Raw genomic sequence first — 17,028 nt, forward strand, 5'->3', positions numbered from 1 at the left:
TAAGTGCGAATTAATGAAGTGGTTGTGCAAAGCGCTTATTTGGAATGAGGATGGATAGTTTCTTGGTGTTGGGTGTTTTTGTTTATATGGTTAATTTAGAATGGTTTGATTAAATAGATGATAGATAGTTATTCCTTCTAAAAATTATACAAATGAAAAGCTTATTGATCTCGATTGTTTTCTGTGTGTGTGTATTTCAATCCGCAACAGCACAAGACTACAAACCCACTTATTTTGAAAAAGGGGAATTGATTGAAGATTTATGGTTTTTACAAAACAAGGTGGAGAACATGCATCCCTTGATTTTAAATGAAGCATTTGCATTTGAGTGGAGTATGCATGGAAATATTGTAGAAAAACAATTGCCCGATAGCCTGTCCATAAATCAATTTTATATAGAAATAACAAAGCTGGTGGGAGAATTGGAGGATACTCATACTGGCATTTCATTCCCATACAGCGAAAGAAAAAAGTACATGATTGATGGAGGAGGTGTAAGCATGCCTTTTACCATAACAGTCAAGGATCATAGGTTGTATGTAAACGAATATTTTGCTGAAGATCGATCGCATGATATTGCAGGCAAGCAAATATTGGCCATTAACAACATTGCTTCGGATCAGATTCTGCAGGATATGAGAAATACAGTAGGAGTGAGAGGTCGGGAATGTGGAGATCGATCTGTGGAGAAGATGTTTGCCATGTCGTTCTGGGCTTTGTATGGCGAAACCAATGTTTATCGCTTAAAGCTAATGGGAGAGGATGTACCGCTTGCCATAAGTGGAGTTAGCAATGCCAAATACTTCGAGTTGAAGAAAAAATACGGCTCTCAGCAAAATCCCGAGAAGTACCACTTGGCTTTTTCTGAGGATCAGCAACTGGCAAAGATGAGCATTGCCTCTTTTTATGGGGATGAGCAATATTATCAATTTTTGAAAGATGCTTTTCAAGAGATCAAAAGCAAAGGCAGCAAGCAGTTGATTATCGATGTTAGGAATAATCCGGGAGGAAGAAGTCGTGCAGTAGATAGTTTGCTGAATTACTTAACGGATAAAAGCTACTCACAATACAAAAGCATAGGAATTAGGGTAAGCGAGGAACTGAAAGCAAACTACAAGCAAAAGCGACCTGAATTGTATGATCGTATCGAAAAACTGCCCAACGATACTTTGTTCTATATGGATAGTACTGCCTATAAACACGAACCCAATTACAAGGAATCGGCCTTTACCGGGGAGGTATATGTTCTAATTAATGAGCGATCGAATAGTGCTGCAGCAACCTTTGCAGGAGTGGTAAAAGAGAAGGGTTTGGGAACCATTGTAGGCAACAAAGCTACAGGTGAAAACATACGTTACTATGGTGATTTTCTGATGTACAAACTGCCCAACACCAAAATCACTTTCTATGTTTCGCCAAAGGAATTTATACAATATGGCGGCACAAACCTGAACAAGGGAGTTGAGCCTGATGTATTGATAAAGGATTTTAAGTTTAAAGATATCCTTTAGTATAGGGACATGCCAAGCTTCTCAAAGATGCTAGGCATGTTTATGATATTGCTCTAAGAAACCGCCACAAGATTTGATGCTTTGGCGGTTTTTTTGTGTTTACAACCCATCTCATCCCCGAGCTTCTCTTCTAAGGAGAGGGTTAGGCTGAGGTTTTTCTTAAACCATGTTGAACAACATGAACTTACATCTTTCCATTGATGGCAGAATGTCGGAATTTTAATAGAGTAAAACCCACCTAAGAAAGGACCGTGAAGTTGAGTCGTTTTACGAGTGTACCTCATAGCTTCGTCTATTAGTCCTCTAAAAGGGTATTCCACCCAAAAGCAAAAAACAACTAACAATCAACAATTGGTCTACGATCAATTGTTCCCCTAACTAACACTTATCATGGCAAAATTTACCAAAGAGGATGCACTTCGGTATCACGAAGGCAAACGTCCCGGGAAAATCGAGGTGATCCCAACCAAACCACATTCCACACAATTGGATTTATCGCTTGCTTACTCTCCAGGGGTGGCAGAGCCTTGTCTGCAAATCGAGGCAAATCCAAAAGATGTTTACAAGTACACCGCCAAGGGTAACCTGGTGGCTGTTATTTCGAATGGTACTGCTGTTTTAGGCTTGGGCGATATTGGTGCCGAAGCAGGTAAACCAGTGATGGAAGGGAAGGGCTTGCTGTTTAAAATCTTTGCAGATATTGATGTGTTTGATATTGAGATAGACAGTAAGAATGTAGATGAGTTTGTGAAAATTGTAAAAGGAATTGCTCCTACTTTCGGAGGAATTAATCTGGAAGACATCAAGGCACCAGAATGTTTTGCCATAGAAGATCAGTTGAAAAAGGAGTTGAATATTCCGATCATGCACGATGATCAGCATGGTACTGCAATTATATCGGCAGCAGGATTGTTGAATGCCGTTGAGTTACAAAAGAAGAAACTAAGCGAGATCAAAATTGTAGTGAATGGAGCAGGAGCATCGGCCGTTGCCTGCACTCGCCTTTACATCGCATTGGGTGTGAAGAAAAAGAACATCATCATGCTCGATAGCAAAGGGGTAATTCATAAATCTCGCACCGATTTAAGTGATATTAAAAAGGAATTTGCTACATCAGTTAATGTGAAGACCTTGGAGGATGCCTTGGATGGTGCCGATATGTTTTTGGGATTATCAGTAGCTAATGTGCTTAAACCAAGTATGGTGCAAAAAATGGCTGATAGACCCATTGTATTTGCACTGGCCAATCCTAATCCTGAAATCGACTACGAGCTGGCAATGAAAACACGAAAGGATTTGATAATGGCAACTGGTCGATCGGATCATCCCAATCAGGTAAATAATGTATTGGGATTCCCATTTATTTTCCGCGGAGCATTGGATGTTAAAGCTACGGGCATTAATGAGGAAATGAAGATTGCGGCCGTTAAAGCGCTGGCAACATTGGCAAAAGAGGATGTTCCTGATATTGTGAATACGGCTTATCACGAAATGAATCTTAGCTATGGTAAGGATTACATTATTCCGAAACCTCTTGATCCGCGATTACTAACTGTGGTTGCACCTGCTGTGGCCAAAGCTGCAATGAATTCGGGCATTGCACAATCTCCAATTCAAAATTGGGACGAGTACAAGAACCAGTTGGAGCAAAGGTTGGGTAGGGACAACAAGTTGCTGCGAGCTTTGACTGACAAAGCCAAACGAAATCCGAAACGTGTTGTATTTGCCGAAGGTGGTAATTTTAAGGTGTTAAAAGCTGCACAAACAGTTCTTCACGAGGGGATTGCAGTTCCAATATTATTGGGTAATCCTGAGTATATCCATAAAGTAATACAAGAGAATGATTTGGATTTGGATGGTGTTCCAATCATCAATTGGAGAGGGGATGAAGAGAGATCAAGAAGGGAAGAGTACGCAAAAATATTGTTCCAAAAGCGCAACAGAAAAGGACTTACCTACAGCGAGGCAGTCGATAAAATGACCGATCGTAATTATTTTGGTGCCATGATGGTAGAAACAGGAGAGGCGGATGCCTTTATTAGCGGTTCAACATCCAAGTATGCCGATACCATTAAGCCTGCAATCCAAACGGTTGGGATCAAAGCAGATATCAATCACATTGCTGGTATGTATTTGTTGATGACCAGACAAGGGCCAATATTCTTTTCGGATACAACTGTAAATCCACGCCCTGATGCTCAAACTCTGGTGGATACCACATTGCTTACGGCTGAAGCAGTTCGCAAGTTTAATATTGAACCTGTGATTGCAATGGTTTCTTATTCCAATTTCGGTTCAATTCGGGAAGGTAGTCCGATTCGAGTGCAAAAGGCAGTTGAGATGCTACATCACGAATATCCGGAATTAATGGTAGATGGTGATATCCAAATGAACTTTGCTTTAAATTCTGAGTTAAGAACGAAAATGTTTCCTTTCTCAAAATTGGGTTCGCGAAGGGTGAATACGGTTATTTTCCCGAATCTGAGTTCTGGTAATATTGCTTATAAGATGATGCAGGAGATTGGCGGTGCCGAGGCCATTGGTCCAATTCTTTTGGGTATGAATAAATCCATTCATATTGTACCATTGGAGAGTTCGGTTCGTGAGATTGTAAACATGGTAACCATTGCCGTGGTAGATGCTCAATAAGATGTGAGAATTGTAAATCAGGGATTGCTTTAGATTGCAATTCCTGAAAGAGTGAGCTAATTAGGTCTGTTAATATTATTTAAACCTGTTGGAATATCTACTTCTAACAGGTTTTTGTTTTCAATCAGTCTGTATTTCGTTTGAAGGATATTATAGATAAACAGCCTAAAGTCGTGATAAATAGCGGGTTTAATAATTGTTAATACGTATATGGTTTAAGAAAAAATAAAACAACCTAATGTGTTTAATTTTTCTTATCTATTGGTAGTCAGGCGAAAGTGCAAGTTGATCATGCGAGAATGTACTCTTACCAAAATTACTTAGACTCAATCTAAGTAATGAGGGAGTATATTTGTACAACTCATAAAATCTTACGAAATTTTATTTACCGTTTAAAAAATACGAGAAAGAAAAGTATGTTTTTTTTTCGGTTTACATGAAGATACGACCCAGCTTTATGTAATGAAATTAATTACTGCCCAAACGACTATCATTCGCCCAGGAAAAGCCTTGAGCTTTTTCGAATTTTAATGTATAAAAAATGAATCGGCATTAATGTTTTCTGTGACCGAGGAAGCGAAGCTGTGCCGAGACATCATATAATATAACCAGAGCGCTATACGCTGATAAAATGATTTCAGGGCTTCAACCACCCTTCAACCAACATCATTTTAGAGGCAGATCTTTTTCACAAGTATAAACCTTAAACTCAATCAACCATGCAAGCTTTAAAGAGGCCTTATCTTTGGCACGCGATTTATACCAGATCGCGTGCAGAAAAGAGGCTGTACAAAGAATTGTGCTCAAAGAATATAGAGTGCTACCTTCCTTTAAAAAAAGAGCTTCGTCAGTGGAGCGATCGAACCAAGTGGGTTGAAGAACCATTGATTCGATCTTATTTGTTTGTGAAAGTCAGTGAAAGGGAGTATTACGACGTAATCAATTCTGTTTACGCTGTTGGATATGTAACTTTCGGTGGCAAAGCTGTGCCTATACCTGAATATCAGATTCAGGCTCTTCGAATTTTTCTGGATGATGAAAATCGCAAGGTAGATCTAAGTCATGAGAATCTGGAAAAAGGAGAATTGGTAGAGATAATGGGTGGTCCTTTAAAAGGAATTAAGGGCGAGATCATACAAATAAAAGGTAAGGATCGTATTGTTATCCGATTCGATTCTTTGGGAACTTGTGTTTATACTGATATTTCGTTAGACAAGATTAAACAAGTTCAACCCGTCGCTTGATACTGGTTACGGTATCGCAGAAATCAGAAATTTTATGAATAAGTTTGAAGTAGTTACCACAATTGGATTGGGGTATATCGGACTTCCTACGGCCTCACTTATTGCTAGAAGTGGGATTCGTGTACAAGGAGTTGATGTAAATCCAAAAGTAGTAGAGGCAGTAAATCTGGGTGAAATCATTATTGTAGAACCCGATTTAGATGAGTTGGTGCATCAGGTTGTAGAAGATAATTTACTTTCCGCTCATACGGAAGTACAGCAAGCTGATGTTTATACCATTGCGGTTCCAACTCCTTTTAAAGGCAATCACGAACCCGACATCTCCTATGTATTGGATGCCACCGAGGCGGCAATTCCATTGTTAAAAGAGGGAGATTTATTCATTATAGAATCCACATCTCCGGTTGGAACAACCGAAAAGGTGCGAGATTTAATATACGCCAAACGTCCTGAGTTGGAGGATAGACTATTTATTGCTTATTGTCCGGAGCGTGTACTTCCTGGTAATATCATTTATGAGTTGGAGCATAACGATAGGGTAATTGGAGGAATTGATGAAATGTCAACAGAAATGGCATGTGATTTCTTTAAAAACTTTGTGGTAGGTAAGCTTCACAAAACAAATTCACGAACTGCAGAGATGTGCAAGTTGGTTGAGAATTCTTCTCGAGACGTTCAAATTGCATTTGCCAACGAACTATCAGTGATTTGCGATAAAGCGCAGATAAATGTTTGGGAATTAATTGAATTGGCGAACAAGCATCCAAGGGTGAATATTCTAAGTCCGGGTTGTGGTGTTGGTGGTCATTGCATTGCTGTTGATCCTTATTTTATTGTTTCTGAATATCCTCTGGAGAGTCAAATCATTGGAAAAGCACGGGAAATAAATAATTACAAGGCATTTTGGTGTGTAGAGAAAATTAAAAATGCTCGATTGAAATTTCAATTAGAACGCGGATATGAGCCAAAAATAGCAATAATGGGATTGGCTTTTAAGCCTAATATTGATGATTTAAGAGAATCGCCTGCAATGTATATCGCCAATAAAATTACTCAATCTAAGCAGGATGATTACCTAATTGTTGAACCAAATATTGAAGAACATTCAAGTTTCCAGATTTGTGATTACCAGATTGCTTTTGACATGGCTGATATGATTGTTTATTTGGTGGCACACAATGAGTTCAAAAACCTTCCTTTTTCCGATGAGAAAGTAATTCTTGATTTCTGTGGAATTACCAATCATCAGGAGAAAACCTTTAATGAAATTCCGATAGAAATTCTTAAGCCAAAGGAGAACAAAAGGAATAAATAAGATTATACAGCTACTATTCTTTTCTACCATCTAATGATAAAGCATATGAGTGAGAATATTAAATATAGAGTATTGTTGGTTTTTGGAACTCGGCCAGAAGCCATTAAAATGGCTCCCTTGGTGAAGGAGTTTCAGAAATACCCGGAGCAGTTTGATACCATAGTTTGCGTTACGGGTCAACACCGCGAGATGTTGGATCAGGTGTTAAATCTTTTTGAAATTGTACCTGAATATGATTTGCAAATCATGAAATCAGGTCAGGATTTATATGATGTTACCAGTCGCGTATTAATTGGGATGAGAGATGTATTAAAAGTGGCCGATCCTGACTTGGTTTTGGTTCATGGCGATACTACCACATCATCTACAACGGCTTTGGCGGCCTATTATCAGCAAATTCCTGTAGCTCATATTGAGGCGGGTTTGCGTACCAATAATTTGTATTCGCCATGGCCCGAGGAAGCAAATCGACAAATTACGGGTCGTTTGGCTCAATGGCACTTTGCACCAACCATAATGGCACAAAAGAATTTAATGGATGAAGGAATTTCCAAAAGCAGAATTGTTGTTACTGGCAATACAGTGATTGATGCACTGCAGCTAACACTTACAAAAATACATCGCTCTTCGAAAGTGGTTATGGATATTGTGAATGTTTTGCAAGCCAAAGGAATTTCTACAGGTCGGGTTGCCGAGTGGGTATATAGAACCCGTAAAATGGTACTGATAACTGGGCATAGAAGAGAAAATTTTGGAAGAGGATTTCTAAATATATGTGAGTCAATTAAGTTTTTAGCTGAGAAGCATCCCGATGTAGATTTTGTTTATCCGGTTCACTTGAATCCAAATGTTCAAAAACCAGTTTATGATATTTTAGGACAAGGAGCGGATTCAGAGGGAAATACAAATAAGAATATCTTTTTGATTGATCCGATTGATTACCTGCCATTTGTTTACCTGATGAATTTATCTTATTTGATACTTACCGATTCGGGAGGCATACAAGAAGAAGCTCCTTTCTTGGGTAAACCAGTTCTTGTGATGAGAGATACAACAGAAAGACCAGAAGCTTTAACCGCTGGTACAGTAAAATTGGTTGGCACAGATTCTCAGAAAATCATAGAATCGGTTGACTTGTTGTTCCATGAAGATGCAACATATCGAAAAATGGCTCAGGCCATTAATCCATATGGTGATGGGAAAGCTTGCATCAGGATTGTACAGGAATTGAAAAAAGCATCATCCATTCGGGAACGTATTGTTGCCTAGTTTTACAAATACATGTCTGAATTAAAGAGCAAGACCATTAAAGGTGTTTTCTGGAGCTTTGTGGAAAAGTTTGGGAGTCAATTCATCCTTTTAATTTCTCAAGTTATTCTGGCCAGATTGTTAGAGCCCAGAGACTTTGGTTTACTTGGAATGCTTGCCATTTTTATTGCAGTATCGCAGGCTTTTATTGATAGCGGTTTTGACAATGCTTTGATTCAGAAAAAGAATGCAGATCAGACGGATTTTTCTACTGTATTCTTCTTTAATATCAGCATTGGAATTGCTTTGTATCTGATATTGTTTTTTGCAGCTCCACTAATTGCTGATTTTTTTAGAACTCCCGAATTGGTTGAACTTACACGAGTAGTTTGTTTGATATTGGTGATAAACTCTTTTGGTTTGATTCAATTTGTGAAGTTTAAGATCGATATGAATTTTAAAGCCATTGCACAAGTGGTTGTAGCAGCAAATATTTTGTCTGCAGTATTAGGAATTAGTTTGGCATTATTAAACTTTGGAGTGTGGGCTTTGGCGGCTCAAGTAATGGGCATTTATGTATTTCGAACCGTATTGTTTTGGATAAAGAGTTCCTGGCGACCAAGTCTTGTATTTTCAATAAAATCATTTAAAAGTTTATTCGATTTTGGATCAAAGTTGTTGCTGTCAGGATTGATTAGTCAGATATTTGAGAATATTTATTTGCTGGTAATTGGTAGGATGTTTTCAGCAACAGCACTAGGCTTTTACCATCAGGCCAAAAAATTTCAACAAGTACCCGTTGGAACTTTAGCACAGGTTGTAGGCAATGTAACATTTCCAGCTTTTTCAAAAATTCAGGATGAGAATGAACGCCTTCGAATGGGATTCAGAAAACTAATTAAGCTGTTGGTTTTTATTAATTTTCCTTTGATGATTGGTTTGGCTGTAATGGCTAAACCACTATTCGAGCTAGTTCTAGGAGAAAAGTGGTTGCCTTCGGTTCCTTATTTCCAACTCTTGTGTATAGCAGGAATGATGTACACATTACATTCTTCGAATTTGAATATTCTTAAGGTAAAAGGGCGATCAGATTTATTTCTCTATCTGGAAATTATTAAAAAAGTGTTTGTTGTATTGGCAATTGTAATTGGTTTACAATGGGGAATCATGGGGTTAATCGTTGGACAAATAGTAACCTCATTCATAAGCTTTTTTATCAATGCGCATTATACGGGAAGATTAATTTCCTACTCAACAATCAGCCAAATTAAAGATGTGAGTCAAACTTTTTTGATCACAATTGTAAGTGCCGCAGTTATGAGCATTGGTTGGTTGATACAAGATCAGCTTCTCTCACTCTCTTTTCAGATACTAGCAGGTATCGGAACATATCTACTATTGGCTTGTGCTACAAAACAAGAAGCAGTTAGCGATGGTATTTTAATTCTTAAAGAAATTATACCGACACGAAGATGGAAAAACGTAAAATATTAGTAACAAGACCGCAATTGCCGCCTCTTAACGAGTTTATACCTTTACTAGCAGATATTTGGGATAGCAGATGGCTAACCAATAATGGAAAATATCATCAGGAATTTGAAAAGGCTTTGGCAAACTACCTGGGTGTTCCATATGTTGTATTATTTGCAAATGGAACCTTGGCCTTAATGGCTGCGCTTCAGTGTTTGAGAATCAAGGGAGAGGTAATTACCACGCCTTATAGCTTTGTTGCCACCACACATTCATTATGGTGGAATGACATCAAACCTGTTTTTGTAGATATAGAGCCTGATTTCTGTAATTTGGATCCCGAGAGAATTGAGGCTGCTATAACACCAGCAACCACTGCAATACTTCCGGTTCATGTTTATGGTAATCCTTGTGAGGTTGACAAGATTCAGGATTTAGCAGATTATTATGGTTTAAAAGTGATTTATGATGCTGCTCATGCCTTTGGAGTTCGATTAAAGGGCTCTAGTGTTCTCAATTATGGTGATTTATCCATTGTTAGCTTTCATGCTACCAAGGTGTTCAATACGATTGAAGGAGGAGCAATCATTTGCCATGATATGAAGACCAAGAAGCGATTGGATTATCTTAAGAATTTTGGAATTGCGAACGAAACCACTGTGGTTGCTCCGGGGATTAACGCAAAAATGAACGAATTGCAGGCGGCTTACGGATTGTTACAATTGAAATATTTTGATACGGTAATTGATGGGCGTAAGCATATTACAGAAAAATACAAGCAAGGATTAGAGAATATTCCAGGAGTAAGATATCTGGATGAACCACAGGATGTGGATTACAATTATTCCTATTTTCCAATTTTCATTGATGAATCGGAATTTGGAAGAAGTAGAGATGATTTGTTTGAAGAATTGAAGAAACATGGAATTTATGGACGTAGATATTTTTACCCACTAATAAGCGAGTTCCCAACCTATAGAGGTTTGCCTTCAGCAAAAGGTTTAGATATTGCCTATGAAGTATCCAGGCAAATTATTTGCTTGCCTTTGTATCCTGATTTGGCAGACGAGATCGTTGATTTGATCATTTCCATCATTACAGAAATGGTTCAAGCCAATACGGATAAAGTACCAGTAAAGGTGCTGAAAACCTATAAGGAGAAAAGAAAATTCCCAAAAGAAAAATAAACGAGTCTTATGGATAAGCCTTTGGTAAGTGTAAAAACCATAACCTACAATCACGAGAAATACATCGCTCAGTGCATTGAAGGAATCTTGAATCAGAAAACGAATTTTGATTTCGAATATATTATTGGTGAAGATTGCAGTACTGATAAAACAATGGATGTAATTCAGGATTATGCTGCGAAATATCCAGATATAATTCGAGTAATAACAAGTGAGCAAAATGTAGGTGCAACGCTTAATGATCAAAGAACCGATGATGCTTGCAGAGGGAAGTATGTTGCTTTTTGTGAGGGTGATGATTATTGGACCGATCCTTATAAATTGCAAAAGCAGGTTGACTTTTTGGAAGCAAATCCGAATTATGGTTTGGTTCACACTAATTTTTCATGTCAAAAGGGAGATAAACTCTTAAAAGGATTTAGGGATGGTCAGAATCTGCCAAGTGGAAATATTCTATCAGATTTGATAAGAGGGAATCACATTGCTACAGCTTCGGTTTGTATGCGAAATGATTTGTTACAGTCTATTCGAATTGGAGAGCCGATCAGGAAACACAACTGGAGAATGGGTGATTATCCTTTATGGATAGAATCTGCAGCCAGAATGAAAGTTCACTATTTAGAGGATGATACCATTACCTATCGTATTCATGAAACTTCTGCTACACATGGATTAGATGTGATGGGCGATTTTAGATTCTTTAGTGATCGGTATGATATTAAGAGACATTACATTAAGAAATTTGGATGTGAAGACTTAGAACCATTTATCAACAAGATGTATCATCGGGAACTGCTAAAGTTTGCTATATTATTGAAGGATGAGGATTTAAGGGAAAGATGTCTCCAATATTTTAAGGATTCATCGGTTGGTAAAAGCTTTCCATACCTTATGCTTTCGCAATATCCAATATTTGATCCGCTGTATTGCTTTGTATACACTACTCGTAGAAAACTTAAAATGGTAGTTTAATTCGTTATGAGATCAAGTTCTTATCAAAAATTGGAGAAGCAGGTAAGAAACTGTGAATTTCCCATTCCTGGTAGTGTTGCAATCATACAACCATATGTATTTCCTTATTTAGGGTACTTTCAATTGCTCTACTCTGTTGAGAATGTGGTTTTTTATGATGATGTAAATTTTATTAAGAGAGGCTGGATCAACAGAAACAAAATACTCGTGAATGGAAAGGAATTCATGTTTACCATACCATTACAAAAAGCAAGTCAAAACAAACTAATCAATGAAATTGGGCTGGTAGAAAATCAATTGTTTATTCAAAAATTTCGTCAACAATTAAGATCAGCTTACAAAAAAGCACCTTACTACGCAGAAGTTAATGATGTAATAGAATCTGTTTTTGTTGGAGAGTATTCAAACATTGGAGACCTTGCCATTGTAAGCATTCTTGCGATTTGCAGGTATATGAACATGGATTTGAATTGGATGAAATCATCCGAAGAGTTTTGCGAAACAAAAGGTCAGGCAAAAGCCGATAGATTGATTAGTGTCAGTAAAATGCTAGCTTGTGATACTTATATCAATCCGGTAGGAGGAAAAACTCTTTATCACAAAGATTACTTTGCAAAGCATGGAATTGATTTGGGTTTTATAGAATCGGGAAAAGTTAAGTACAAGCAATTTGAAAATGATTTTGTTCCATATCTTTCCATAATTGATATCCTGATGTTTAATGATAAAACTACAGTACTTGAATTGTTAAATAATTTTGATATCGGATGATTTAATTTCTGATCACATCATGCAAAATCAAAAAAAGAAAATATTAATTCTTGGAGGAACATCCTTTCAAATTCCTTGCATAAAATATGCAAAGTCAAAGGGGTATCATGTGATTACTTGTGATTATAAACCAGATAATCCAGGACACAAATATGCAGATGAATTTTATAATGTCAGTACAACAGATTTGAAGACAGTACTAAAATTGGGACGAAAGTTAGAAATAGATGGTATTTTGGCTTATGCATCAGATCCGGCAGCACCTACCGCAGCTTTTGTAGCAGAGAAAATGGGTTTGCCAGGAAATCCATATAAATCGGTAAAGACTCTATCGGAAAAGGATTTGTATAAAAGTTTTTTAAGATTAAAGAAATTCAATACTCCATCCTATGGAGCATTCGGGAGTTTAAAAGATTTTGCAGATTCAAGCGATGAATTCAAGTATCCTATCATTGTAAAGCCGGTTGATTCTAGTGGAAGCAAAGGAATTAGTGCAGTAAAAGATTTTTGGGAAATGGATAAGGCAATTGATTATGCCATGAAATACTCCCTATGTAAAAGATTTATTGTTGAGGAGTTTATTGAAAAGAAATATCCTCAATTGGATGGAGATATTTTTGTTTATGATGGTAAAATTATTGCCTATTATCTCGGAGATCAAAGGAATGATGTTGAGGTAAATCCATTTGTTCCTTCAAGTATCAATTATCCATCCCTGTTGCCAGAAACCATTCATGCTAAAATTCAGTCGGAGCTGCAGCGAGCAATTGATTTACTGAAAATAAAGTTTGGCGGCTTTAATATTGAGGTATTAGTAGATGAAAATGATGAGGTGTATTTGATTGAGATTGGAGCAAGAAACGGTGGCAATTGCATTCCGGATATCATCAAGTGCGCCAGTAATGTAGATATGATTAAAATGAGTGTGGATGCTTGCATGGGAGAAGAACCAAAGATCCACAATCGTAAGGATATTGATAAGTTTTATACAACTTATGTGATTCATTCCGATAAGGATGGAAAATTTAAATCGGTTAAGGTTCATGAAAATATAACCGATTATATTCTGGAAATCAGGTTGATGGTAGAAAAGGGTGGGGATGTCTTCAAATTTAAGGGTTCGAATTGCACGGTAGGAATTGGTCTACTGGAATTTCCAACCCTTGAGATACGCAACAAGATGATGGATAAAATTGACGAGTTTATTGCCGTTGAGTTGGAATAAAAGCAAATGGTTAGAGCAATTGGTGGATATTTTGAATTGGAGAACCGATTTGAATCGGAATACTATCCGAACTTAATTCGTTTGAATACTGGGCGAAACTGTCTGGAATACATCCTAAGAGTTCGCGCATACAAAAAAATTTATTTGCCTGAATATTCTTGTGATGCACTTATGGAACCCATTTTAAAATTGGGACTGGAGTATGAGAAGTACCCAATAAATATGCAACTAGAGCAAGATAAAATCATTCATCCAGGGAAGGATGAAGCCTTATTGACAATCAATTATTTCGGATTAAAAGGGAGATATGTTAATTTCTTGGCAAAACGTTTTCACAATTTAATAGTAGACAATTCTCAGGCATTTTTTGAAGTTCCTTTGGAAGGAATTGATACATTTTATTCTGCACGAAAGTTTTTTGGAGTAAGTGATGGAGCTTATTTGAGTATCGATAGTGAGCCATATATGGATTTTAAACAAGAGGTGTCCTGGAAAAGAAGTGAGCACTTGTTGCGAAGATTGGAGAATGGTCCTAATGATGGATATCCTGCATTCAAAAGAAATGAAGAGTATTTGTGTGACCAGGAGATAAAGTTGATGTCGGATTTAACCTACCGAATTCTAGCCAGCATCGATTATGCAGCAGTAAAAAGTAGAAGAAATCGGAATTTTCAATATTTACACTTAAAGTTGAAAGGATACAATGGATTAAGCATTAATGATGCGGATATAGATGGACCAATGGTTTATCCTTTTTATGTAGAAAATGATGATTTGCGAAAAGAGTTGATGCTACAGGAAATATATACTGCAAGTTATTGGCCAAGTGTAATCCAAAATGTAGAATCTGATAAACTGGAGTATAAATTAGCCAAGTATCTGATTCCACTTCCTGTAGATCAGCGTTATGGATTATTGGATATGGACAGAATTTGTAAACTGATCATACAATTGTTGAAACAATGAAGTATATCGAAATCGCATTCTGGTTTCTCATCTTTTTTGTAGCCTTCTACCTTAAAGGATTTACGGTTGGTGGTCAAGAGTTGGTGTATTTATGGAAACTTCCTTTGTTACTGTTCTTAATATCAAGAGTAGTTGGTCAGGAAACAAAGCATACATTTTTGGTTTTGGCTTATCTGTTTGCAGCAAAGAATTTAGTGAATGTGTCGTTTTTTAAGTTTCCTGTTGATTCTATAATCAATTTCATAAAATATCTAACGATACCCTTATTTGTACACTGGATTTACCTAAATATTAATAGTGCTAATGCCTTAAAAAAGTTAAGGTTGGTTCCGGTATATATGGCAGCCTTTTTTATTGTGTGCAATATTCCTTACTACTTTGGTGTGTTTGCGGCACCAGCAACCACAATGTTATGGATGGAAGACACTCAAATCGATGGATTAATTGGAATGCTGGGAGCACCACATTATACATCTGCAGTATTGGCTGTTGCAAGTATTGTACTGATTGATTTTGTGGCGAAAAAAAGAGGAAACTTTGGAGTGAACCTCATTGTGATACCCATTTTGATTATAGGTGTGTTTTTTCTTTTTAAAACCTATACAAGAACAGGTTGGATGATGTTTCTGCTTGGTAATATTGTATTGTTTGCCAGAAAAGTATCCTTTAAAAGCTTAGGGAAAATTGCAGCTGTAGGAGTGCTGATGGTAATTGCTTTGTCGGTTTTGTTTCAAACCAATGAGGGATTCAGAAGAAGGGTCATGGATGACAGAGCAGGACAGGAAGACAAATCGGCTTATGAAACCGTTGGATCTGGACGATTGCAAATTGCTGAAGTATACCTTACCAATTTGTATCAGAGCAATTTTGTTACCTATTTGTTTGGTATGGGAATGGAAGAATCGCAAAGGCGATACGAAAAAAAGGATGGCATGGCTTTGTTTGCGCACAATGGATTTATACAAACCTTAGTTGACAATGGAATTATTGGTTTCGTTTTGTATTTGTTATTTCTGATAACCCTTTACAGGACTATTGCAAGATCTGAAAGCAGCCACAACCAATTGACAATGGCAATGTTATTTATGTTTCTGTCCTGTTTGGCTACTCAGCAAGCTAATTATTTTCTGGTAGATGTATTTCTTTCTATCTACATTGGAATTGCGTTGATTGAATCAAAGGTAAATCGTTATATCGATTTTAAAAGGAAATCTGAGATCTACAAAAACATAAAACCTTCATATCCTTTCTATAAAAGTTAAATACCAATCAGTATTACATCACAATCATTTTGAAATATAAATGGTATAAGATTACATAAATGTATAGTTTTAGCTTAGTTACATTAGAAGACCTTCAAAAAATTGAGTATGCCAGTCAGTTTCCGGGTGGTCAGACTTCATGGATAGCAGATTGGTATCATACCTTTAAAAAGCATAATGACAATCTTTTTGGAGCCAATAAAAAAGCTTACATCGTTACTGCTTATGAGGGAAATAAGCTGGTTGCCGTTGTTCCTTTGATGAGGTTAACGAGAACCTATTTCAAATACTTTAAGTTGCAGTTTCTTGAATTTCTTGGACAGCAATGGTCGGGAATGGGCTACGACATTATTACTATCAGGGACCTGGAAGATGGCTTTATTGAAGAATTGTTCCATTGGGTCAAAAAAAATATTTCCTATCATTTTTTATTCCTTAAATACCTTCCAGCAAGCAGTAGGTTAAAATCAAAGTTTCATTTTTATCGATATGCTGGAGCTCCGTTTATTAAAATTTCTTCTTTCTCCGATTACGAAACATTTCGATTAAATGTGTACTCAAGAAAATTCAGAGAAGATCTTCGCAGAACCTATCGGAAAATTGGAAGAGATGGTTTTACAATGGAGGTGGAGCAACATGATATTGATGAAAACAGTTTAGAGGCTATGAAGAGCATATCAGCTAGTAAAACTATTGATGGAAAAAGTGATATGTATGAGAACAAACTCAAAGAAAATTTTCATTTAAAAATATACAAACAGAACCCATCAAAAGTTGTTTTTATAAAGTTAAATGGAGTAGCTGTAGCTTATGGCACGTTGATAGATGTTGGAGGGCAAAGAATTGGTGTTGATGCTGCTTTTGACAGAAAATACAGAAAATATAGGGTAGGCATTCATTGTGTTGACCAAATAATTCGCAGTGGTTTTGAAGATAATGTTCAAAAATTATCATTCGGATTGGGAATGGATACCTATAAATTTCAGTTTACCAATTGCGTTGAAGAGTTTTTCATGTGTTATGACTTTAAAATCAGATTGAAGTCGTTATTTGTATTGCCTTATTTTCATTATCGAATAAAAAAAATAAATCAGCATGTTTCTTCGGTTATGCAGAAAAGCGAACAGCAGATAAAAACTAAAGCGGAGAATAATAAGACCTCTAACAACAATCTAATTTTTTTTAAAAGTGTTGAAATGTAAGTTTAT

General features: G+C 36.8%; 13 protein-coding genes. All 13 read left to right on the top strand.

Annotated features, from left to right (window positions below):
• Nucleotides 1-152: 152 nt before the first annotated feature.
• On the top strand, nt 153-1,511 hold the full coding sequence (locus ACKPCA_RS01410; RefSeq protein WP_321280947.1) for a S41 family peptidase: 1,359 nt from the start codon (nt 153-155) through the stop codon (nt 1,509-1,511).
• Between the two features lie 390 nt (nt 1,512-1,901).
• Nucleotides 1,902-4,160, top strand: a complete 2,259-nt coding sequence (locus ACKPCA_RS19450) for an NADP-dependent malic enzyme (RefSeq protein WP_321280948.1) — start codon at nt 1,902-1,904, stop codon at nt 4,158-4,160.
• Between the two features lie 719 nt (nt 4,161-4,879).
• Nucleotides 4,880-5,404 (top strand): UpxY family transcription antiterminator, encoded by a 525-nt coding sequence (locus tag ACKPCA_RS01425; protein WP_321280950.1) that lies wholly within the window; start codon nt 4,880-4,882, stop codon nt 5,402-5,404.
• 34 nt (nt 5,405-5,438) lie between these two features.
• A complete protein-coding gene (gene wecC / locus ACKPCA_RS01430; RefSeq protein ID WP_321280952.1) occupies nt 5,439-6,719 on the top strand; it encodes a UDP-N-acetyl-D-mannosamine dehydrogenase in 1,281 nt (426 codons plus the stop codon).
• Nucleotides 6,720-6,764: 45 nt separating this feature from the next.
• On the top strand, nt 6,765-7,988 hold the full coding sequence (gene wecB / locus ACKPCA_RS01435; protein WP_321280953.1) for a non-hydrolyzing UDP-N-acetylglucosamine 2-epimerase: 1,224 nt from the start codon (nt 6,765-6,767) through the stop codon (nt 7,986-7,988).
• 12 nt (nt 7,989-8,000) lie between these two features.
• Entirely contained in the window at nt 8,001-9,461 is a 1,461-nt protein-coding gene (locus ACKPCA_RS01440; protein ID WP_321280955.1) for an MOP flippase family protein, read from the top strand.
• Nucleotides 9,440-10,624 (top strand): DegT/DnrJ/EryC1/StrS family aminotransferase, encoded by a 1,185-nt coding sequence (locus ACKPCA_RS01445; protein ID WP_321280956.1) that lies wholly within the window; start codon nt 9,440-9,442, stop codon nt 10,622-10,624. The genes ACKPCA_RS01440 and ACKPCA_RS01445 overlap by 22 nt, the downstream gene beginning before the upstream one ends.
• A gap of 9 nt (nt 10,625-10,633) precedes the next feature.
• Nucleotides 10,634-11,596, top strand: a complete 963-nt coding sequence (locus ACKPCA_RS01450) for a glycosyltransferase (RefSeq protein WP_321280957.1) — start codon at nt 10,634-10,636, stop codon at nt 11,594-11,596.
• Nucleotides 11,597-11,602: 6 nt separating this feature from the next.
• Nucleotides 11,603-12,367 (top strand): WbqC family protein, encoded by a 765-nt coding sequence (locus ACKPCA_RS01455; RefSeq protein ID WP_321280959.1) that lies wholly within the window; start codon nt 11,603-11,605, stop codon nt 12,365-12,367.
• A 19-nt stretch (nt 12,368-12,386) separates the two neighbouring features.
• Nucleotides 12,387-13,592, top strand: a complete 1,206-nt coding sequence (locus tag ACKPCA_RS01460) for an ATP-grasp domain-containing protein (protein WP_321280961.1) — start codon at nt 12,387-12,389, stop codon at nt 13,590-13,592.
• Nucleotides 13,593-13,598: 6 nt separating this feature from the next.
• On the top strand, nt 13,599-14,558 hold the full coding sequence (locus tag ACKPCA_RS01465) for a hypothetical protein (RefSeq protein ID WP_321280962.1): 960 nt from the start codon (nt 13,599-13,601) through the stop codon (nt 14,556-14,558).
• On the top strand, nt 14,555-15,820 hold the full coding sequence (locus ACKPCA_RS01470) for an O-antigen ligase family protein (protein WP_321280963.1): 1,266 nt from the start codon (nt 14,555-14,557) through the stop codon (nt 15,818-15,820). Before ACKPCA_RS01465 ends, ACKPCA_RS01470 begins: the two co-directional genes overlap by 4 nt.
• Before the next feature lie 59 nt (nt 15,821-15,879).
• On the top strand, nt 15,880-17,022 hold the full coding sequence (locus ACKPCA_RS01475) for a GNAT family N-acetyltransferase (protein ID WP_321280964.1): 1,143 nt from the start codon (nt 15,880-15,882) through the stop codon (nt 17,020-17,022).
• Nucleotides 17,023-17,028: the final 6 nt, after the last annotated feature.

Origin of the sequence: Marinifilum fragile (assembly GCF_963677365.1) — a bacterium.
Lineage (GTDB): Bacteria > Bacteroidota > Bacteroidia > Bacteroidales > Marinifilaceae > Marinifilum > Marinifilum fragile.